Below are 20,351 nucleotides of genomic sequence, written 5' to 3' on the forward strand. Positions count from 1 at the left end.
GCGGGGCTTTTTATTGATCGCTATTAAAATGCCAGCAAAGAGCGCGCTATAACTTATACATGGAGTTATACAGAAAGCATTAAATGAATGATTGTTTTCCTGTTGTACGGGTTTTGTCGTAATGGCGTGGTGAATTGGTTGGATTTCCCTGCATCGTACTTTTTGGAAAACAGGCTGCGCATTAACCGCTCGTCCTTAATTGCGAACGTATTGCTCATCGCGCCATTCCCAATAATGAATCCTTACTGTTCAGGAGCAATGACCATGGCGACCAAGACCGAAAACCTGTTGAGCTGGCTGCGCGACGCCCATGCAATGGAGCAACAGGCTGAGCAGATGTTGAAAGCGCAAGCGTCGCGCCTCGAGCATTATCCAAAGCTGAAAACCCGCATCGAACAACACATCGAAGAAACCCAGGGCCAGCGCGAATTGCTGGAAGGGTGCCTGGAGCGCCTTGGCGAGAAGCCGTCGATGCTCAAGGACATGGCCGGCAAGCTCACTGCCTTTGGTCAGGCAATTGGTGGTTCGGTGATGAGCGATGAGGTGATCAAGGGCGCGATGAGCGGTTACGTGTTCGAGAATCTCGAGATTGCCTCCTACACCGTGCTGATCGCCACGGCCAAGGCGGTCGGTGATCACGAAACCCAGCGCGTTTGCGAGACCATCCTGCCCCAGGAAGAAGCCATGGCCGAATGGATCAAGGACCATCTGCCGGAATTGACCGATGCCTTCCTGACCCGCTCCGAGGCGCCTGATACCCAGGCCAAACGCTAGCGGCCCTGCGGCGCCCGGCGATGAGTTCGTCGGGCGCCGCCATCGCCAACCCTCCTTACCGTCGTACTGGTAGCTTCAAATTGTCCAGAATCATCACCTCTGCAGATCCCGAACCCGCCGCGGAGAACACTGAAGTCTCCGATTCGATGATGTTCGGTACCCCCAAGGAACGTCTGGATTTCTATCGGCGGGAAATCCACTACGAAACCAACCTGCTGGCCGACCGTACCAACGCCTACCTGGCTGCACAGTCGTTTCTGGTCATCGCCTATGCGTCGTCCATGGCCAATGCCAACCCGGACTGGGGCGATATGTTCACCCTGGTGGTTCCCTCGATGCTGGCCTTGCTGGGTATCGTCAGTTCGTTGAATGCCTGGCCGGGTATCAGGGCGTCGTCGGCGATCATCGGCCATTGGCATTTCAAACAGGAGCAATTGCTGCGTAGCGAACCCAGGTTCGGCCATGCCTACGACGAGTCGCCGCTGTTCAGCGAGCACGAGTCCAGTGATGAACGCTACTTCAAGTCCCTGCGTTTTTCGATGCGCTCGCCGTGGCTGTTCACCCTGTTCTGGGCCGGGCTGGGCCTGTTCTCCGTATGGCTGCAACTGTCGTCCTCGGCCAAGGTATGAGGCGTTGAGCCTGGAGATGTGCGGTAACCTTTATCAGATCGCACTGCGCGTGCGGCTACGTGGTCAGTAGCACGAGGCAGGCATAAGGGCGCTGCCGTCAACGGACGAGGAGGCCGCGCACGTGAAACGTACCCTGATCGCCAGCGCACTGATGGGCGTGTTGTTGCTTGCCGCCTTGCCGTTGTCGTATCAGCTCTGGCCGGCGCGCATACCGGTGGCCGCTGCCGTCGATGCCGGCACACCCATTGGTGGGCCATTCGAACTGCGTGATCAGCAGGGCCGTGCCGTCAGCCAGGAGAGTTTCGACGGGAGGTGGCTGCTGGTGTTCTTTGGCTTCACCCGCTGCGCCGATATCTGCCCCACCACCCTGATGCATGTCGCCAAGGTGCTGGATGGCCTTGGCGAGCAAAGCGCACGGCTGCAGCCCCTGTTCATCAGCCTGGATCCCGAGCGCGACACGCCAGAGGTGCTGGCCGCCTACACCGGATTCTTCGACGAACGCATCCTCGGCCTGACCGGCACTGCCGAGCAGATCCGCCAGGTTGCCGATGCCTATGCGGTGTATTTCAAGAAGGTGCCGATGGGCGATACCTATATGCTCGACCACAGCGGTTCGATCTACTTGATGAGCCCTAAGGGCGATCTGGTCAGCCTGATTTCCCTGCAAACGCCAACGGCCGACACGGTGCGCACGATCTCCATGGCTCTGGCGGACTCACGCGATGGGTGATCATGGCACGCTGGCCAGGCCAGCTCCCAACTGGCCACTTGTGGTCGGCTTCCTGGTGCTGGCCGCCTGCTGGTTGGGCCCGCTGCCTGCCATGAGCCGTACGGCCTTTTCCGCGCATATGCTGCTGCACCTGGGGGTGGTGGCGCTGGCGGCGCCGTTGCTGGCCATCGGCCTGGCCCGCGCAGGGTTGCGGGTGGACAGGTGGCGGCATAACAGCGCCGGGATCTTTCTGGTATTCGGCGCCGAAATGCTGGTGGTATGGGGCTGGCACGCGCCGCCGTTGCACAAGGCCGCTGCGCTCAATGTCTGGGCCTTCGTCGCCCAGCAGGCCAGCTTTCTGGCCGTCGGGCTGGGCGTCTGGTTGCTCGGCTTCGCCAGCGATTCACGCCGGGGCCTGGCCGCGGCGATGTTCGGCTTCTTCCTGACCTTCGTGCACATGACCATGCTCGGTGTGGTGCTGATCATGGCGCCCAGGCTGATCTACCCCGCCGAGCTGTGCCTGGGCGCGTTCGGCTTCGAGCAACTGGACGATCAGCGCTTCGGCGGCATCCTGATGGCGGCGTGGAGCGGCGTGGTCTATTTGGGCGGGGCAGTGGCGCTGGCCGCACGCCTGTTGTCTACCGGGCGGCAGGCGAGGGCCTGAAGGTGGCTGGCCTGCCGCCGGCATCGCGCCGACGGCGGCCGCGTGCTTACAGCTTGAAGTTGCCTACCAGCTCATCGAGCTGGCGCGACAGGTTCTGCAGGTTGCTGCTGGCGTCGTTCAACTGGTCGGCGATCTGGGTGGTTTCCTGAGTGAACTGGTTGATCTGCTCGACGTTGCGGTTGATTTCCTCGACCACGCAGGATTGCTCTTCGGTGGCCGTGGCGACCTGGATGTTCTGGTCGCTGATCTGGCTGATATGACCGTTGATCTGCGCCAGTGCTTCGGATGCCTTGCCCGCATACTCCACCACCCGTTCGCTTTGCTGGCGCCCCTTGGCCATGGCCTCGACCGCCGAGCGCGACTCGGCCTGCAGGCGATCGATGACCTTCTGGATTTCTTCGGTGGACGCACCCGAACGGCTGGCCAGGGTACGCACCTCGTCGGCCACCACGGCGAAGCCGCGACCCTGTTCGCCGGCGCGTGCGGCTTCGATGGCGGCGTTGAGGGCCAGCAGGTTGGTCTGTTCGGAAATGCTGCGAATGGTGCCCAGGGTGGCGCTGATCGCGTCGATCTGCCCGGCCAACGCGCCGACCACGCCGGCCGTCTGTTCCAGCTCGCCGCTCAGCGCATCGATCTGCCGGTTGGCCTGATCCACCACCTCGCGGCCGCCATTGGCATGCTCGGTGGCCTCGCGGGCGACACGCGCGGCATTCTCGGCGTTGCCGGCGATCTCGTTGACCGTCGAACCGAGTTCATGGATGGCGGTGGCCACCTGCACCGTTCGATCGCTCTGAGCCAGGCAGTTGCTCTGGGTCAGGCGTGCCCGCTCGGCCACCTCGCTGGCCATCGCTGACAGCTCGCGGGAATTGCCGGCCAGCCGCTGCATGATGCCATGCACCTTCTCAAGGAAGCGGTTGAAGCTCTGCGCGATGTCGCTCAGCTCGTCGCTGCCGCTGAGTTCGATCCGGGCGTTGAGCGCCAGGTTGTCGGCGGCATGGCCCAGGCTGCTCTGCAGCGTGGACACGCGGCGGCGCAGGTTGGTGACGATCAGCCAGGAGGCGACGAACGATATCAGCAGGCCCAGGGCGATGATCACCAGCTGGCGTACGCGGCCCTGTTCGTAATTGTTGGTGCTGTTCCGGTTCTGCTGTTCGGCCTGCTGCAGCAGGGCATCGAGCAGTTCGCTGGCGCCCCCGCGCATTGCCCCGTAGCTCTTGGCGTACTGATCGCGGTAGATCTGCTGGGCCCTTGGCATGTCGCCGCTGTCGAGCGCCTGCAGCATCGGTGTGAGCTCATTGCTGACCATCGCTTCGAACTGGTCGAGCAGGCGCTGCGCCTGGGCACGTCGCTCCGGGTTGACCTGGGCCTCGACCGCGTGGCGCATGGCCTCACGCATGCCGGGAATGTCCTCGTTGAGTGCTTCCTGCACCCGCGTCTTGACCCCGCGCTCGTCGCGCAGGGCGGTGTCCTGCAGCAGCATCATGTCGATACCCACGCGCATGCGTGGAATCCGCGAGGCAGCTTCTGCCATGGCACGCATGGGGGCAGCGGTGTTGAGGTAGAGCGCGCTGGCCTCTTTCTGCATGTTCGACATGCTGTTGAGGCTGGCCAGGGCGATCAGCACCAGGGCGATGCAGGGGATGGCCACTGCGATGATCAGACGGGTCTTGAGTGTCAACGTGTCGAGGCGCATGGGTGGGTTTCCATGTCGTTGGAGTCGTCCCAGTATAGGGGCGTCGATGATCGCATGTCGCCATTATTTGCGAGTGTTCGAAATCTTCTACAGGGTCCGGCAGTGCAGGCGTTTGTGCCCTTTGTCAGGGCTTGCCAGGGCGCTTTGAACGCGCCGTTTCGGGCGCCTGTGCACAGGGCCGAAAATGATGTCAGTTTGACGTGGCATTTTGCTTTTTTACCAAGTGCATTGCCCTTACTATGCGCGCCTGAAAGCTGCTCCAACTATTACTACCCCCCACTGTCACTGTCTCATGCCGATAAAAAAATCGGCCTGTATTCGTTTAGGAGTTATGGCTTATGGCAGCACTGCATAGCGGCACCGTTGAGGCGATCAGCAACAACCAGGCGCAATTGCTCAATGAGTGGAGCACAGGCCTCGAGGCCAGCGGCGCGACCCGTAACCTCAAGGAGCAGGAGCTGCAGCAGCAGACCAGCGAATTCCTGCAGCTGACCCTCGCCGCATTGCACAGCGAAAGCGGTTCGAACATCGCCACGCCGGCCTGGGAAAAGGTGCGTCACTTCCTCGAGCGCCTGTCGGCCAGCCGCGCGCTGCTTGGCCACGACTCCCACCAGGCCGCCACCTTTATCTTCGCCCTGAAAGGGCCGCTGTTCGCGCTGTTGCAGCGTCACTACAGCGACCAGCCGCAGGTGCAGGCTCAGCAACTGCTGGATATCTCCGAGCTGCTGGACAGCCTCGGCCTGCATACCATCCGTACCTTCCAGAAGTCGCGTGAAGCGGTGATCAAGCGTCAGCAGGAAGAGCTGCTGGAGCTGTCCACGCCGGTGGTCAAGCTGTGGGACGGCATCCTGGCGTTGCCGATGATCGGCACCCTCGACTCGCAGCGCACCCAGGTGGTCATGGAGTCGTTGCTGCAGCGCATCGTCGATACCGGCTCGGAAATCGCCATCATCGACATCACAGGCGTGCCGACCGTCGACACCCTGGTGGCCCAGCACCTGCTCAAGACCGTGACTGCCATTCGTCTGATGGGCGCCGATTGCATCATCAGCGGTATTCGCCCGCAGATCGCCCAGACCATCGTGCACCTGGGCCTGGACCTGCAAGGGGTGATCACCAAGGCCAACCTGTCGGACGCCCTGAAGCTGGCGCTGAGCCGCCAGGGCGTCAACCTCGACAAAGCGGTGTGAGCCCATGGAGCGCATTCCGATTTTGCGGATGGGCGAGTTCCTGCTGGTGACCATTCAGGTCGACATGCATGACCAGTTGGCCCTGACCCTGCAGGACGACCTCGCCGAACTGATCAGCTCGACCTCGGCACGCGGGGTATTGATCGATATCTCCGCACTGGACATGGTCGATTCGTTCATTGGCCGGATGATCGGCACCATCTCCGGCCTGTCGCGCATCATGGATGCCGAGACCATGCTGGTCGGCATGCAGCCGGCGGTGGCGATCACCCTGGTCGAACTGGGCATGACTCTGCCGGGCGTCAGCACCGCGCTGGATGTCGAGCGCGGCATGCAGCGCCTGCGTGAGCGAGTGGCGCTGCGATGATCGTGCGCAGCAGTGGTACCCAGCCGATCGCCATCGAGCAGGACGTGGTGCTGGCCCGCCAGACCACCCGCAAGCTGGCCACCGAGTGCGGCATGCGGCTGATCGACCTGACCAAGCTGGTCACCGCGGTCAGCGAGCTGGCGCGCAACACCATGGTCTATGGCGGCGGCGGTGACATGGACTGGCAGGTGCTCGAGGACAGCACGCGGGTTGGCCTGCGCCTGATCTTCCGCGACGAGGGGCCGGGTATCGCCGACCTCAAGCTGGCCATGACCGATGGCTGGACATCCGGCAACGGCCTGGGGCTCGGTCTCACCGGGGCCAAGCGCCTGGTCGACGAGTTCGAACTCGATACTGCACCCGGCGAGGGCACCAGGATCACGATCACCCGATGGACATGAACATCAGCGGCAGCGTCACCCAGGTGCTGCCGATCGACGACGGCAGCCAGGTCGGCCATGCCCGGCGCACCGCGCAAAAGCTCGCCGAAGGGCAGGGCTTCGACGAAACCGATGCGGGGCGTGTCGCGCTGGTGGCCACCGAGTTGGCCAGCAACCTGCTCAAGCATGCCGGGCGCGGCGAGCTGCACCTGAGGGTATTGCCCCGGGCCAATGGCGCCGGCATCGAGATCGTGGCGGTGGACCGTGCTGCGGGCTTCGACCTGCAGGCCTGCCTGGCCGACGGTTACTCCACGGGCGGCACTCAGGGTATCGGCCTGGGCGCCATTACCCGGCAGGCGGAAGTTTTCGATGCCTATGCCGACACCCGTGGCGCGGTGCTGCTGGCGCGCCTTTATCCGCGCCAGGCAACGAAACCGGATCTGCCGATTGCCGTCAGCCAGCACGCGCTCAATGCCGACCCCGCCTGTGGCGATACCTGGCACGTGGCGCTCAACGAGCAGGCCATCAGCGTCCTGGTGATCGACGGCCTGGGCCATGGCGAGGAGGCCGAACAGGCCGCCCTGGCCGGGGCACGGGCCTTTGCCCTGGTGCCGTTCAACGATCCGCTGCTGTTGATCGACGACCTGCACGCTGCCATGCAGGGTACCCGTGGCGGGGCGGTGGCCATCGCCCAGGCGCGGCTCGACCTCGGCAACCTGCGCTTCGTCGGCATCGGCAACATTGCCGCCAGCCTGATCGGCCCAGGCAAGTCCCGCGGGCTGGCTTCCCACCCAGGTATCGTCGGCGGCCAGTACCGCAAGGCGCGGTCATTCGACTTCGAGCAGGTGGCCGGGCAGTTGCTGATCCTGCACAGCGATGGCCTGCAGTCGCGCTGGAACCTGGGCGACTACCCGGGCCTGGCCTATCGCCATCCGGCGGTGATCGCCGCCGTGCTGCACCGAGACTTCTGCCGCGGCCGTGACGACGTCACGGTCGTGGTCATCGCACTGGAGGCCAGCCATGGCTGAGTCCGAAAACCTGACCCATGCCGAGCAGGCCGCACTGATCGCCCAGTTGCAAAGCGAAAGCGCCGCGTTGCGCGAGGAACTCGAGGAAACCAACCAGGGTGTGCTCGCCCTGTATGCCGAGCTGGACAACCAGGCAGACGAGCTGCGCCAGGCGTCGGACCTGAAGAGCCGTTTCCTGTCCTACATGAGCCACGAGTTCCGCACCCCGCTGGGTTCTATCCTGAGCATCACCAGCCTGCTCAGCGATGAGCTCGACGGTCCGTTGAGCCCAGAACAACATCGCCAGGTCGCCTTCGTCAGTACCGCTGCCCGTGAGCTGAGCGATATGGTCGACGACCTGCTTGATCTGGCCAAGATCGAGGCGGGGCGCATCAGCATTTCGCCGGCCTGGTTCGACATGCTCGACCTGTTCTCCGCGTTGCGCGGCATGTTCCGGCCCATCGTCGATGCCCGCGCGGTGGATCTGATCTTCGAGGAACCGGTCGGCCTGCCGCGGCTGTACACCGACGACAAGAAGCTCGCGCAGATTCTGCGCAATTTCATCTCCAACTCGCTGAAGTTCACCGCGCGCGGCGAGGTGCGGGTGTCGGCACAGCTCGAGGGCACCGACCGGGTGCGCTTTGCGGTCAGCGACACCGGTATCGGTATCGCTGCCGAGCTCCACGACACCCTGTTCGAAGACTTCTCGCAGATCGACTCACCCCTGCAGAAACGCTTGCGCGGCACCGGCCTTGGGCTGTCGCTGTGCAAGCGTTTCGCGGCCTTGCTCGGTGGCGAGGTCGGGGTGCAGAGCGAGCCCGGTGTGGGTTCGCTATTCTTCGTGATCATCCCGCTGGCCATTGCCGCAGAGGTTGCCGATGAAAACTGACAGCCGCCTGCTGATCGTCGATGACAATGTCGCCACCCGCTATGCCTTGCGGCGGCGCCTGGAGCGCCATGGCTATCAGGTGCTGGAGGCTGGTACTGGCAGCGACGGGCTGGCTCTGGTTCGTGGCGAGACGATCGATGCGCTGATCCTCGACGTCAACCTGCCGGACATGAGCGGCTTCGACATCGTCCGCCTCCTGCGTGCCGATCCGCGTACCGCGCTGCTGCCGGTGATTCACGTGTCTGCGGCGTCGATCCAGAGCGGTGATATCGTCACCGGCCTGGAGGCGGGTGCCGATGCCTACCTGGTGCATCCGGTCGACGCGGACGTGCTGCTGGCCACGCTGCGCACGCTGTTGCGGGTACGCGACACCGAAGACGCATTGCGCGCCAGCGAGGCGCGTTTCCGGGAGATTTTCGTCAATGTCAGCGCGCCGATTGCCGTGCTCGATGGCGACCTCAACGTGCATGAGTGCAACCATGCCTTCGCTCAGTTGATTCAGGGCGACGGCGCTGACCTGGGGCTGCGTGGTTGCTTCGCCGCTGACCAGGCGGCGATGCTCGATGAGTTGCGGGTGCGGGCGGCAGCCGGCGAACGCTGGCGGGGCTCGCTGACCATGCAGGTGCACGGTGAAGCGCGGGAAACCGAGTGGCAGGTGTCGCCGTATCGGGCTTCCGGCTTGAGCCTGGTGTTTATCGAGGACGTCACCGAACACCGCCGCCGCGAGCATCTGCACAAGGCCCAGCTGGACGATGCCACCAATCAGCTGGCCCACGAGGTGGCCGCGCGTGCGCGCACCGAAGCGCAGCTGCTGCAGATGCAGAAGATGGAGGCCCTGGGCAACCTTACCGGCGGCATCGCTCACGATTTCAACAATATGCTCACCGGCATCATCACCAGCCTGGAATTGATCCAGAAGCGGGTCAGCGAGCACCGTCTGGATCGCGTGCAGTTGTATACCGAGGCCGCCCTGAATTCGGCGATGAGCGCGGCGGCCTTGACTCACCGGCTGCTGGCCTTTGCCCGCAAGCAGCCGCTGGACAACCGCGCGGTGGATGTCAACGAACGCATAAAATCCCTGGAAGAGCTGCTGATGCGAACCATCGGCGAGCAGATCTCCCTGATCCTGGAGCTCAACGGCAAGCCCTCCATCGCTCTGGTCGACCCCAGCCAGCTGGAGAGCGCAGTGCTCAACCTGGTGATCAATGCCCGCGATGCCCTGCCCGACGGCGGCCATATCTGGGTGACCACCTACACGGCGCATTCCAGCGGCGATCCGAATCTGGCCGATGGCGCCTATATCGCCCTGTCGGTACGCGATGACGGCAGCGGGATCGAGCACGCCCTGATCGACAAGGTTTTCGATCCCTTCTTCACCACCAAGCCCGTGGGCCAGGGCACCGGCCTGGGGCTGTCGACCATCTACGGCTTCGCCCGCCAGTCCGGCGGCCATGCGGGCATTCGCAGTGCCCCGGGGCGCGGCACCGAAGTCACCCTCATGCTGCCGGTGAGCAGCGAGCCGCTGCAGGTGCAGGGGGTTGTCGAGCAGGCTGATTACCGCGGTGCCGGCGAGCATGTACTGATCGTCGAGGACGTGCCCTCGGTGCGTTCTTTCGTTGCAGAAGTACTTGAGGAAGCGGGCTACCGCTGCATCCAGGCGGGCGACGTGGAAACCGCGTTGGCCCATCTGCAGGGCAATACCCAGATCGACCTGCTGCTCACCGACGTGGGCTTGCCGCGCATGAACGGTCGCGAACTGGCCGAACGGGCACGTGCGCTGCGCAGCGGCCTGCCGATCCTGTTTATGACCGGTTATGCCGAGAAAGCCATCACACGCCAGGTATTTCTCGACAGCGGGATGGAATTGCTGGCCAAGCCATTCAAGATGAACGAATTGCTGGAAAAGGTCCGGGCCTCGCTTCCCGAACACTGATCCCACGTCTTCTGGCATACAGGGGCGGGGCTGCGTGGCGCAGCTCTGACGCCCACCCTTGCAGCCTATGACGCCAGCCTCTGCGCTGCTCCTCTCCGACTGTCCTTGATCGCACCCTCTGTCGAGGGGGCTGTGCTTCGCCGTTTGCATGACGCGCGGTGTTTGGCAGTAGCCAGATCAGCTCCTCAATCTTTACAAAATTTACAGTTTCCGGCTGGTCCGCCGATAGCGGTCATGCACTAGCAAATCGCCGCGCGTCTCTACCGCACGGTTTGCTAGGCATTCATGACATGCGCCAAGACGCATGACTTCTGGGCCCAAGGCCTCATTGCATCATCAGGGGAGTTATTCGATGTCCATCGCAAACCTATTGCTCAACATGTCCGTCAGGAAGAAATTGCTCAGTGGCTTCGGCCTGATCCTGGCCATTACCCTGGCAATCGTCTGGGTTGGCCAGTCGGCCCTGCAAACCACCCTGCGACGCTTCGACATTCTGCTGGGCGTTAACAGCATCGACGCCCGGCTGACCGAGGCGCGCCAGCAGGAGAAGAACTTCCTGCTGCGCGACGACGACACCTACATGCAGCAGGCCGTGGCCCTGACCGACCAGATCCAGCAGCAGGCCAAGGCCAGCGAAAACCAGATGCAGCGGCCGCAGAACAAGGAGCTGATGCGCAAGATCCAGGAGGACGTGCAGGGCTATCGCGATGAATTGCAGAGTCTCAAGCAGGCCACCGAAAGCAGCCAGTCGGCGCAGGAGGCCATGGAGCATGCCGCCCGGGGGGCGCTCGAGCGTTTCTCGGTTCTCGAGGAGCGCCTGCGCAAGGCGGCCGTCGAGCAGATCCGCCTGACCGGCGACCAGACCAGCATCGACGTGCTGAGCCAGGCCAATCAGGCCAACTCCCTGGCCATGGAGCTGCTCGAGGCACGCCGCCGCGAGAAGGACTTTCTGCTGCGCAAGGACGAGCAATACGCCAATCTGCTCCAGCAGCACTTCGCCTCGCTGGAACAGAAGGGCCGCAGCCTGACCCGTGAACTCAGCAACCCGACCGACCAGGCGGATGTGGAGTCGGCGTTGGTCCAGTTGCAGCAATACAACGAGCAGTTCGCTACCTTGCGCAGGGCCATTGCCGAATACGACACCACCGAAGAGGATATGACCCAGCGGGCGCGGCAGGTCGCGGCGTCCGCCGAAAAATCGCTGGAACTGCAGTTCGGCCTGCTCAGCAGCGATGCCAGTAAAGCCAAGACGCTGCTGTTCAGCGCCGCGGCCATCGCCTTCGTGCTGGGGCTGCTGTGCGCGCTGCTGATCACCCGCCTGATCGTCGGCCCGCTGCAGCGGGTGGTCGGCGTGGCGCGCCAGGTAGCCAACGGCGACCTGTCCGGCGATATCGTGCCGGACCGCCACGATGAGCTGGGCCAGTTGATGCAGGCCATGCAGGACATGACCCTGAGCCTGCGCGACCTGCTGGGGCGCCTGGGCAATGGCGTGGCGCAACTGGCCACCGCGGCCGAGGAACTGTCGGCGGTGACCGAGCAGACCAGTGCCGGGGTTGCGCAGCAGCGCATGGAAACCGAGCAGGTGGCTACCGCCATGAACGAGATGACTGCCACCGTGCTGGATGTCGCACGCAACGCTGAATCGGCCGCCGAGTACGCGCGCAACGCCGACGAGCAGACTCAGCAGGGGCAGCAGACCGTGCAGCAGGCGGTGTCGCGCATCGAGAAACTGGCCGGAGCCATCGAGGATTCTGCCCACGCCATCGAATCGCTCAAGCATGACAGTGGCAACATTGGCACCGTGGTCGACGTGATCAAGGGCATCGCCGAGCAGACCAACCTGTTGGCCCTCAACGCAGCCATCGAGGCGGCCCGGGCGGGCGAGTCGGGCCGCGGTTTTGCCGTAGTCGCTGACGAGGTGCGTGCCCTGGCGCGGCGCACCCAGGAGTCCACCGAGCAGATCGAGGGGCTGATCGGCAATCTGCAGAACGGCGCGGAGAAGGCCGTGGCGATGATGGGGCAGAGCTGCGCCCAGGCGCAAACCACGGTGCAGGCGGCCCAGCAGGCCAACGGCGCCCTGAGCGCGATCAATTCGGCGGTCTCGGAAATTCAGCAGATGAACCAGCAGATCGCCACGGCCGCGGAACAGCAGAGTTCGGTGGCCGAGGAGATCAACCGCAGCGTGTCGAGCATCCGTGACGTGGCCGAGCAGTCGTCGGCGGCCAGCGAAGAGACCTCGGCGGCCAGCGTCGACCTGGCGCGCCTGGGGGCGGATCTGCAGGCGCAGGTCAACCGCTTCAAGCTGGCGTGACACGCCCGGGGCCTGCGGCGCGCCGCCAGCGGCATGACGTGCGCGCCGCCACGGCCACCGGGGGCAAAGGAAATTTATGACCGGCTAGGGTGCGAATTCGGAGATCGGCAACGGCCTTCCGGAGCAGGGCATGGGCCTGATGACCAAAGCCTTCACCAGGCACGCCTGGCCAGCCGCATTTACGAAATGATCGAGGGCAACGGTGGTCTTGAGCCGCGCTCAGTCGCCAGGCTGCTGAGCCGCGTTCAGGCGGGTTCGCCAGGGCCTGCGGCGAAGTACAGCTCCAGCAGCTTGCGTGCCGGCTTCTTGATCGCCTTGTCCAGATCGACCGCGGAGAACCAGCGGCAATCGGCGATCTCGTTGAGCGGACGCGCCGCCAGGGTTTCGGGCACCGTCACCCGGAAGACGTGATGGGGGCGACTGTCGAACTCGTGCAGGGCGAGAAATTCCAGCGCCTGGCTGTCCAGGCCGGTTTCCTCGCAAAGCTCACGCAGCGCCGCTTCGGCGGGCCCCTCGTGCGCTTCGATCTTGCCGCCTGGCAGTGTCCATTTCTCGTCGGCCTTGCGCACCAGCAGGACTTTGCCCTGCTGGTGGCAGATGACGGTGGCGCGGTGTTTGGCGGATTTGATCATGGTTTTCCCGAGCGTCGTTTACAGTGTTCATACAGGGTGCGGGAACGGCAAAAAGTTCGGACTGTTTGATCGACGTCGTCATCACTGTCACGCCCCATGTAGCGACTGTAGACGCTTGCGTCGATGATTTCAGTCACAACCCATGCCGTATGTCGAATCGATCACGGCTCCGCCTCGCCGATCTCGGCGTTCGCGCACCCGCTACGCTTAGAAGACGCCGCCGATCGGGTATTCGACGACCAGATAGAGGCGGTCGATGTCGTCGCCGGCCTGGGCGCTGTTGGCCCGATGGGTGACGTGGGAGAGGGTGATCGACAGATCCTTGGCCGCGCCACCGGGCACCTGGTAGCGCAGCTCGATATCACGCTCCCAATGCTTGCCACCTTCGCCCTGCTGCGGGTCATAACGATTGCGTTGCGCGTCATAGGGGTAGTAGGCGCCCCCTCTGGGAGCGTGGCTGCCGTCGATACCGCGACCGCTGACATAGCGTGCCATGGCGCTCAGGCCGGGAATGCCCAGCACGGCCATGTCGAGGTCATAGCGCAGCTGCCAGGAGCGCTCGTTGGCACCATTGAAATCGGCGTACTTGATCGCATTGGCCAGGTAGATCGAGTCGCCACCGACGAAGTCGAATGGTGTATCGCCTTCGATGCGCTGATAGGCCAGCAGCAGGCCCTGGGCACTGAATCGGTAACGCGCGGCCAGGCTATACGCCAGGGTATCGATGGCCCCGGCATTGGCAGCGCCATGATCGCGGGTGCGGTAAAGGTTGGCATCGAAGGTGACTGCGCGCTCTGCCAGCTTCAGGTTCGCATAGGCCTGGCGCCAGGTGTCGTCCAGCTGGGCCCCATAGAGCGCCGCCGACCATGGCCCTGGCGGCGAGTAGCGTGTGCCGAGCAGGCTGATGCCGCCGCCCTCGGTACTGGCGCCATAGCCGGTGAAGTCGGCATGCCCTGAGCTGTTGGCCTGACTTTTGAACGCCGTGAAGCGCCCGGCCTGCAGCTGCAGGGAGTCTGACAGGGCGCTGTCGAGCAGCACGCCAGTGGCCTGTTCCGGTTGCAGGCGTTTGTCGGCGGTGGCGAACACCGGCGTGGCTACGCGCATCTCGCCGACTTTGAGCAGGTTCTCGGCATAACGCAGCTTCACTGCCGCGCCGGCCGATGCGTAGTCGCGCTCTGCGCGCCCATCGGTATCGCGGGGCAGCAGGCCGGTGCCGGCATGGCCGCGCCCACCGTCTAGCTTCAGGCCCGCGAAGCCGTGGGCATCCACGCCCAGGCCAAGGGGGCCTGGTGTGAACCCCGAGCGCAGCTCGCCAATAAAGCCTTGCGCCCATTCCTGGCGGTAATTGGGCGGCAGCGAACCGTTGCGCGTATCGCTGTGCAGAAAGTAGTTGCGGCTGAGCAGGTTCCAACCTGGCTGTTCATCCGCCCATGCCGGCGTGCCACTTGCTGCCGTCCCAGCTGCCAGCAGCAGTGCTAGGCGCTTCATTGCCAGGGTAGCCGCTGGCCCAGGGCGAACCTGCCGGGGCCGCCTATCAGCAGCGTGGTGAAAATGATTGCCAGCAGCCAGGCAAATTGCCCTTCGCCCAGGCTCCACTGCGGATGCACCACTACCAGCGATACCAGCAGCACGGCGAGTATCGGCAGCGTGGCCAGCCGGGTGAACGGGCCGGCGATGATCAGCAGCGGGCACAGCACCTCCGCGAAGATGGCCAGGCTTAGCGTAAGGTGCGCGCCCAGGCCGAACGGGTCCTCGATCAACCCGAGTTCGGCCTGGAAGTTGAGCACCTTGGGCAGGCCGTGCACGAACAGCAGCAACAGGCTGCCCGTTACCCGCAGGAACAGCAGGGCCCAGTCGTGGGTGTGTCGGTGAGATGCGGTCTTCATGAAGCCTCCTGTGCGAAGGCCTCACTGTGCGCCTGTGCTCGATCCCAGGTCTTGTATGGTTGTGCTCTATAAAAAAACCTCAGCCGCTAGGTAATCCACTGCGTGGCTGACCTGCGTCACTGCGCTATAACGCCATCCCTGTTTCGCTGGCAGTCGAGCTCAAGGCTGCAGTTTTTTGCGTGCGCAAACTTGCTGTTGACAGGTAATTAAACGGTTATCGAGTACGAAGTTTTATAATCTTGTACATCGACTTTGTTTGTATAGGAGGGGTGTGCATAGCAAGGATTTAGTTTCTATGGCGGTGCTGGGTATTTCAATGATCGAGGGCTAAAGTTGCCACACTCAATCGAAATTAACTTATACAGGGTGTTGGGGTGTACAAGTTGGATTTGTACATTACGTTGCGGTTATAAACTGTAATGTTGCTAAAGAACGCCAGGCCCGATTGCAGGGCCTGGGTTATCACAGTCAGGAGGAGCGCTTAGCGCCAGTACCGCCACCTCCGCCATGGCTGTTCTGGCCACCTTTGCGGCCTGCCTCCGCGGCCTTTTCACGGTCATTGGCAAAATTACCGCCGCTGTTCTTGCCACCCTTGCGGCCGGCTTCCGCTGCTTTCGTAGGATCATTTGCAAAGTTGCCTGGATTGCGATGAGCCATGTTCATCTCCTTGTTTTATGAAGTGAGGGATGCCTCAGGAATACGAAGTGACTTCAGCAGATTTTGTTCGAGATGAATAGCGAATAATAAGATGAACGGCACTTTCATGGCAGGGCATACACTGTGGGGGCTTTACAGTTTGGCGTGCAAAATGCCAGATCATTTCGCAGGGTTGTTGCATTATGCATGATTGATATTTTGAACACTGTTGTTTTGCTTGGGATTTTTTTTGGCACTGCAAATGCAGAGTTTTACCGACGCGCTTATTAACTTCGCGCCGCCCACAACTTTGTTTTTATCCTGCGCCCAGTATTCGAGGTGAGCTGTGATGATGTCTATTCTGGAACAACGGCAGATCATTGAATCTGCATTTCTGCCCCTCAACTGCCGTTGCACCATCGAAGCCGACGATTGCATGACCCTTGAGATGCGTGCGCGCGAGGATGATCGCGTGCTGTTGCGTGTCGAGGGCATCCAGCGCAGCGAGCTGTCCAGTTCCCGTTCCATCTCGCAACTGGTACTGCGGGTGCGCCAGCAGTTGGCGACGCATGAGGTGGAGAGCTCAGCCCGGCAGATGAGTGCCATGGCCTGATTGGCCGTACGCGCTCGTCACTACCACCAGCCTTGGACAGGTGACCCATGATCAGCGAGCCGATGGATACCTTGTGGGCCGAACAACGCAGCAGCGTGCTGGCCCAGGCCTTGGGCATCAGCCGCGAAGAGGTTGAGCGCTGGGTGATCGCCGACTATCCGGAAACCGACAACGCGGGCCCACTGGCGGGCCACATCGTGGAGCTTTCCGCCGAGGCCCCGCCATCGTTGCTCGAAAAGCTTGGCGGCAGCGTTGTCACATTGCCGCCGCTACCGTTCCAGCAGGGGCTGGAAGGCGCTTGAGGAAACACCGGCTCAGCTCGAGCCGGTGGTTTCGCTCTTGCTCAGCAGTTGCGCCAGACGATCAGCCAGGTCCCGACGGCGGAAAGGTTTGGCCAATACCTCGAAGCTGCTGATCTGGCTGGGCGTCAGGTTGGCATAGCCGGTGATGATCAGCACCGGCAGCGCGGGCAGGCGCTGGCGCAGCTCCTGAGCGAGTTGCGCACCTGTCATGTTTTCCATGATGTGATCGGTCACCAGCGCGTCGGGGCGCAGGCCTTCGTCGATCAGCTTCATGGCTGCAGCCGCAGAGTCCACTTCGGTCACCTGATAACCCAGGTCGTGTAGCTGCAGGCTGGTGGTGTCGCGTACCAGGGTTTCATCATCGACCAACAGGATGTGGGTCGGACGCGCCGCGCGGGGCACTTCTTCTTCATCGCGTTCGGGCTTCTCGCAGGCCACCGGCGCGTCGGTGGTCGGCAGCCACAGCCTGACCCGAGTACCTTGACCTGGCGTCGAGTCGATGGCGAAGCCGCCCCCGGACTGCATCAGCAGGCCCTGAACCATGGACAGCCCCAGGCCGGTGCCCTTGCCCACACCCTTGGTGGAGTAGAACGGCTCGGCGCAACGCCGCAGGGTTTCCTCATCCATGCCACAGCCCGAATCACTGATCATCAGACAGGTGTACTGGCCACTGCCCAGCCCGGCGGTGTGCTCGCTGAGCACCTCGTGCAGCTCGGCGCTAATGCTCAGTCGGCCGCTTTCGCCCATGGCGTCGCGGGCATTGACCGCGAGATTGAGCACTGCCAGTTCCAGCTGATGCGGGTCGATGAATACCGTCGGCATGCGTTCGGCAATATCGATGCGCAACTCGATCATCGGCCCCACGGAACGCTGGATCAGGTCACGCATATTGCGGATCAAGGTGCACAGGGCCACGGGTTGCGGCTTGAGAGTTTGTCGCCGTGCAAAGGTCAGCAGCCTGCCAACCAGGATGCGTGCGCGGTCAGCGGCCTGCAGCGCACCATCGGTCAACTTGATGCAGCGATCATCCGGCAGGCGCCGACGAATCAGCTCCAGCGAAGCCATGATGGGCGTCAGCAGGTTGTTGAAGTCGTGGGCAATGCCACCGGTCAGTTGGCCGACCATTTCCATCTTGTGCGCTTCATGCAGCTGAGCGAGCGCTGCTTCGCGCTGCGCCACCATGGTCGCTACACGATCTTCCAGGCACTCGTTCAATTCGCGTAATTCGGCCTCGGCCCGCACCCGTTCGCTGATATCGACGCATACGCAGATGGTGCCGGCTACCTTGTGCTGTTCGTCCAGCAGCGGCGAGACGTGATGCTGCACCCATACCTTACTGCCATCAGGGCGGCTGTAGCAGCGCGTGGTCTCGAAAGGCCGGCCATGGCGCAGGCTGTATTCGCAGGCCAACGTGGCCAAGGCGCTTTCATCGGCCTCGGCGCGTTCGTACAGGCTGCGGCCGAGCAGTTCGTTGCGGCTGCGCCCGACGATCTCGCAATAGTGGTCGTTTACCCGTACCAGGCTCATGCCGGCATCGCATACGGCGATGCCGGCACCGGCCTGGTCGAACATCGCGGACAGTTGCGTGGAACTCAGGCGCAGCGCGACTTCGGCACGTGCATGGGTGATCCAGGCCCAGGCCAGCTTGGCGGTTTCCTCGGCGAGGTGCACCTCGTAGTCGGAAAACACATGCTTGCCGCTGTGTTCGATGACCAGCACCGCCTCGAGCATGCCATGGCGCACCACCGGCACATGCAGGGCGGCAGGCGAGCCGACGGCGCTTTCCTGGACCAGCGCGCGTCCGGTCAGCAACGCCTTGTTCTGGGCCGCGCTATAGCGCTGCAGAGGATGCTCGGGTGATGCCTGCGTGCGCTCCTTTGGGTGGATACCGAACGCCGCCTCGGCGTTCAGGTCTTCGGCGAAGAATACCTGCGAGGCATTCAACTCTTCAGTCAGTCTTTGCAGCACCAGGGCTTCGACCAGGTGCGGTTCGCTGATCGACGGCAACGCCTGGCTCAATTCGAGCAGGAACGCCTGGCGGCGTTCGAATTGCACGCGCTGGGTGGTTTCGTTGACCACGCACAGCACCCCGCCGATCGAACCGTCTGCTTCGCGCACGGCCGAATACGACACATCGAAGTACACCGCTTCACCGTGCCCATGGCGCTCGATGTAGAAGGGCCGGTCCTTGGCCGCGAAGGTTTCGCCGGTCTCGCGCACGCCGCGCAGCAGCGGCTCGAGGTCATCCCATAGCTCGGCCCAGTTCTCCACGGCCGGGCGGCCCAGCGCCCTTGGGTGTTTGTTGCCGATGCTCGGGGCATAGGCGTCGTTGTACAGTGCAACGTATTGCGGACCCCAGAACAGCACGATCTGCGCCTTGACCGGCAATACGGTGCTCATCAGGGTCTTCAGGCTGGGCGACCAGTCAGCCGGGGCGCCCAACGGCGAGTTACTGCTGTCGAGGCGCTGCAGCAACTGGCCCATCTTTGCGCCATTGGCGAGAAAGCCCAGGCGCTCGGTGAAGGCATTTTCGGGGGCGGGCTGGGTCAAGTGGTCCATATCATCACGGCGAGCGCAGTAATCGAGGGGCAAGACGACGTTGTCTGAGAGCTAAGAGCAGGCGAAGCGGTGTGGCGTTCCGCCTATTCAGGGTTTTTTGACGATCCCTGTGCTGGTGAACTACGGGCGGCTCGGCCAACGGCCTGCGACCACCAGCAGCGGCCGGCGATCGCCGGCCGGGCTGGATGCCTGGAACAGCCAGATAGCTGCGGCGGATGCGCTCGACCTCGCCGCTGCGGATCAGCGCCTGCAGCGCCGCATTCAGCAGCGGCAGCAGGTCGGCGTGCTGGCGCTGCAGCTTGATCACCAGGGGCGCATTGCTGAGTTGTGCGCCCCGTACGAAGCGATGGCTCTCCAGCTGGCGGGCGGCCAGCAGGTTATCGAACAGGTCGTCGACCACAGCGATAGCGTCTACCCGACGCGCCAGCAGCAGGTCGAGCAGGGCCTGGTCCCGCGAGGTTTCCAGCGTGCTCAGCCGGCCGCCGGCCAGCGCGCTGCCCAGGCTGGGATAGTGGTAGCCGCGCACCACACCGATGCGTAATCCCTGGAGTTGCTCGACGGGCAGGTGGCGGGCAGGGTGGTCGTTATGAAAGTACAGGTATTCGCGCACGCGCAGATAGGGCTCGGAGTAGACGAAGCGCTGGCTGGCGTCACCGCTATTCCACAAGGGCGAATCCGCGTAGTTGAGATCCAGGCGGCCTTCGTCCAGCAGCCTGTTGAGACGCTTGACCGGGTAGAAAACCAGTTCCAGCCGATAGCCACTCTGCGCCATGGCCCGGCGCGTGATATCCACGGCGATGCCGCTGGCCTGGCCGACGGTGTCCTGATAGCTGTAGGGCGGCCACTGCGTGGTGCCCCCCGACAGACTCTGCGCCAGGCCGGTACTGCACCACAATGCGGCGATTACCATGTAGCCGTATAGCGAATGGCCAGATCCCATGCACACCTCGTGATCATCCATGCCGGTAGCACGCCAGTCTACTCGCCGAGCGACCATGGCCGATACATCGCGTTGCTGGCCGGTATCGCCATTGCCATGCGAAGGCAGCAGATGCGTGTGGTTCTTAACGGCCCAACGGTGGTAAAGATATACGCAACTCGCTGTCGGTGGTGATGTCATTTGGTTATCATCTGCCGGCGAGTCTGCGAAGACGATTCCGGCGGCCGTTTTTGCACG

At 63.1% G+C, this 20,351-nt stretch carries 20 protein-coding genes; 13 read left to right on the forward strand and 7 right to left on the reverse strand.

Annotation, left to right across the window (positions count from 1 at the left end; all coding sequences use genetic code 11):
* The first annotated feature begins 264 nt into the window (after nucleotides 1-264).
* The 4 genes from BM154_RS11930 (at nucleotide 265) to BM154_RS11945 (ending at nucleotide 2,776) form a co-directional block, all read left to right on the forward strand.
* A complete protein-coding gene (locus BM154_RS11930; protein ID WP_074883739.1) occupies nucleotides 265-774 on the forward strand; it encodes a ferritin-like domain-containing protein in 510 nt (169 codons plus the stop codon).
* A gap of 80 nt (nucleotides 775-854) precedes the next feature.
* A complete protein-coding gene (locus BM154_RS11935) occupies nucleotides 855-1,403 on the forward strand; it encodes a RipA family octameric membrane protein (RefSeq protein WP_074885314.1) in 549 nt (182 codons plus the stop codon).
* Nucleotides 1,404-1,524: 121 nt separating this feature from the next.
* Nucleotides 1,525-2,133: an SCO family protein gene (locus tag BM154_RS11940; RefSeq protein WP_074883742.1), complete on the forward strand. Its 609-nt coding sequence runs from the start codon at nucleotides 1,525-1,527 to the stop codon at nucleotides 2,131-2,133.
* Complete coding sequence (locus BM154_RS11945) at nucleotides 2,126-2,776, forward strand: cytochrome c oxidase assembly protein (RefSeq protein ID WP_074883745.1); 651 nt, start codon at nucleotides 2,126-2,128, stop codon at nucleotides 2,774-2,776. Before BM154_RS11940 ends, BM154_RS11945 begins: the two co-directional genes overlap by 8 nt.
* 46 nt (nucleotides 2,777-2,822) lie before the next feature.
* Here BM154_RS11945 and BM154_RS11950 read toward each other — a convergent pair whose 3' ends face one another.
* Nucleotides 2,823-4,469, reverse strand: a complete 1,647-nt coding sequence (locus BM154_RS11950) for a methyl-accepting chemotaxis protein (protein ID WP_074883747.1) — start codon at nucleotides 4,467-4,469, stop codon at nucleotides 2,823-2,825.
* 338 nt (nucleotides 4,470-4,807) lie between these two features.
* On the opposite strand from BM154_RS11950, the gene BM154_RS11955 reads away from it, so the two are divergent.
* From BM154_RS11955 to BM154_RS11985, 7 genes are all read left to right on the forward strand, one after another.
* A complete protein-coding gene (locus BM154_RS11955; protein ID WP_074883750.1) occupies nucleotides 4,808-5,659 on the forward strand; it encodes an STAS domain-containing protein in 852 nt (283 codons plus the stop codon).
* A 4-nt stretch (nucleotides 5,660-5,663) separates the two neighbouring features.
* The gene (locus BM154_RS11960; RefSeq protein WP_074883752.1) at nucleotides 5,664-6,026 is read left to right on the forward strand and encodes an STAS domain-containing protein; all 363 of its coding nucleotides are present in this window, start codon (nucleotides 5,664-5,666) and stop codon (nucleotides 6,024-6,026) included.
* Nucleotides 6,023-6,427, forward strand: a complete 405-nt coding sequence (locus BM154_RS11965) for an anti-sigma regulatory factor (RefSeq protein ID WP_074883754.1) — start codon at nucleotides 6,023-6,025, stop codon at nucleotides 6,425-6,427. Before BM154_RS11960 ends, BM154_RS11965 begins: the two co-directional genes overlap by 4 nt.
* A complete protein-coding gene (locus tag BM154_RS11970) occupies nucleotides 6,424-7,434 on the forward strand; it encodes an ATP-binding protein (protein ID WP_074885316.1) in 1,011 nt (336 codons plus the stop codon). The genes BM154_RS11965 and BM154_RS11970 overlap by 4 nt, the downstream gene beginning before the upstream one ends.
* Entirely contained in the window at nucleotides 7,427-8,302 is an 876-nt protein-coding gene (locus tag BM154_RS11975; RefSeq protein ID WP_074883758.1) for a sensor histidine kinase, read from the forward strand. The genes BM154_RS11970 and BM154_RS11975 overlap by 8 nt, the downstream gene beginning before the upstream one ends.
* Nucleotides 8,292-10,235 (forward strand): response regulator, encoded by a 1,944-nt coding sequence (locus tag BM154_RS11980; protein WP_074883762.1) that lies wholly within the window; start codon nucleotides 8,292-8,294, stop codon nucleotides 10,233-10,235. The genes BM154_RS11975 and BM154_RS11980 overlap by 11 nt, the downstream gene beginning before the upstream one ends.
* A 352-nt stretch (nucleotides 10,236-10,587) precedes the next feature.
* Nucleotides 10,588-12,546 (forward strand): methyl-accepting chemotaxis protein, encoded by a 1,959-nt coding sequence (locus tag BM154_RS11985; RefSeq protein WP_074883766.1) that lies wholly within the window; start codon nucleotides 10,588-10,590, stop codon nucleotides 12,544-12,546.
* A gap of 245 nt (nucleotides 12,547-12,791) precedes the next feature.
* On the opposite strand, the gene BM154_RS11990 is transcribed toward BM154_RS11985, so the two are convergent.
* The 4 genes from BM154_RS11990 to BM154_RS12005 all read right to left on the reverse strand — a co-directional run bounded on the left by BM154_RS11990 (nucleotide 12,792) and on the right by BM154_RS12005 (nucleotide 15,721).
* The gene (locus BM154_RS11990) at nucleotides 12,792-13,178 is read right to left on the reverse strand and encodes an NUDIX hydrolase (protein ID WP_074883769.1); all 387 of its coding nucleotides are present in this window, start codon (nucleotides 13,176-13,178) and stop codon (nucleotides 12,792-12,794) included.
* A 207-nt stretch (nucleotides 13,179-13,385) separates the two neighbouring features.
* A complete protein-coding gene (locus BM154_RS11995; protein WP_074883772.1) occupies nucleotides 13,386-14,666 on the reverse strand; it encodes an OprD family porin in 1,281 nt (426 codons plus the stop codon).
* Nucleotides 14,663-15,064 carry a DoxX family protein gene (locus BM154_RS12000; protein WP_074883776.1) on the reverse strand — a complete coding sequence of 134 codons (402 nt, stop codon included), beginning with the start codon at nucleotides 15,062-15,064 and terminating at the stop codon, nucleotides 14,663-14,665. Before BM154_RS12000 ends, BM154_RS11995 begins: the two co-directional genes overlap by 4 nt.
* Nucleotides 15,065-15,532: 468 nt before the next feature.
* A complete protein-coding gene (locus BM154_RS12005) occupies nucleotides 15,533-15,721 on the reverse strand; it encodes a con-10 family general stress protein (protein ID WP_074883779.1) in 189 nt (62 codons plus the stop codon).
* A gap of 328 nt (nucleotides 15,722-16,049) precedes the next feature.
* Here BM154_RS12005 and BM154_RS12010 point away from each other — a divergent pair, with 328 nt between their 5' ends.
* Together BM154_RS12010 and BM154_RS12015 are read left to right on the forward strand one after the other, a co-directional pair.
* Nucleotides 16,050-16,313, forward strand: coding sequence for a DUF1652 domain-containing protein (locus BM154_RS12010; RefSeq protein WP_074883782.1), 264 nt, complete (start codon nucleotides 16,050-16,052; stop codon nucleotides 16,311-16,313).
* A 47-nt stretch (nucleotides 16,314-16,360) separates the two neighbouring features.
* Nucleotides 16,361-16,615 carry a hypothetical protein gene (locus tag BM154_RS12015; RefSeq protein WP_074883785.1) on the forward strand — a complete coding sequence of 85 codons (255 nt, stop codon included), beginning with the start codon at nucleotides 16,361-16,363 and terminating at the stop codon, nucleotides 16,613-16,615.
* Nucleotides 16,616-16,627: 12 nt separating this feature from the next.
* Here the strand turns inward: BM154_RS12015 and BM154_RS12020 are convergent, their stop codons facing one another.
* Complete coding sequence (locus BM154_RS12020) at nucleotides 16,628-19,174, reverse strand: PAS domain-containing protein (protein WP_074883787.1); 2,547 nt, start codon at nucleotides 19,172-19,174, stop codon at nucleotides 16,628-16,630.
* Nucleotides 19,175-19,178: 4 nt separating this feature from the next.
* Nucleotides 19,179-20,114 carry a substrate-binding periplasmic protein gene (locus tag BM154_RS12025; protein WP_074883790.1) on the reverse strand — a complete coding sequence of 312 codons (936 nt, stop codon included), beginning with the start codon at nucleotides 20,112-20,114 and terminating at the stop codon, nucleotides 19,179-19,181.
* Nucleotides 20,115-20,351 lie beyond the last annotated feature (237 nt).

Source organism: Phytopseudomonas argentinensis, from assembly GCF_900113905.1.
Taxonomy (GTDB): domain Bacteria; phylum Pseudomonadota; class Gammaproteobacteria; order Pseudomonadales; family Pseudomonadaceae; genus Aquipseudomonas; species Aquipseudomonas argentinensis.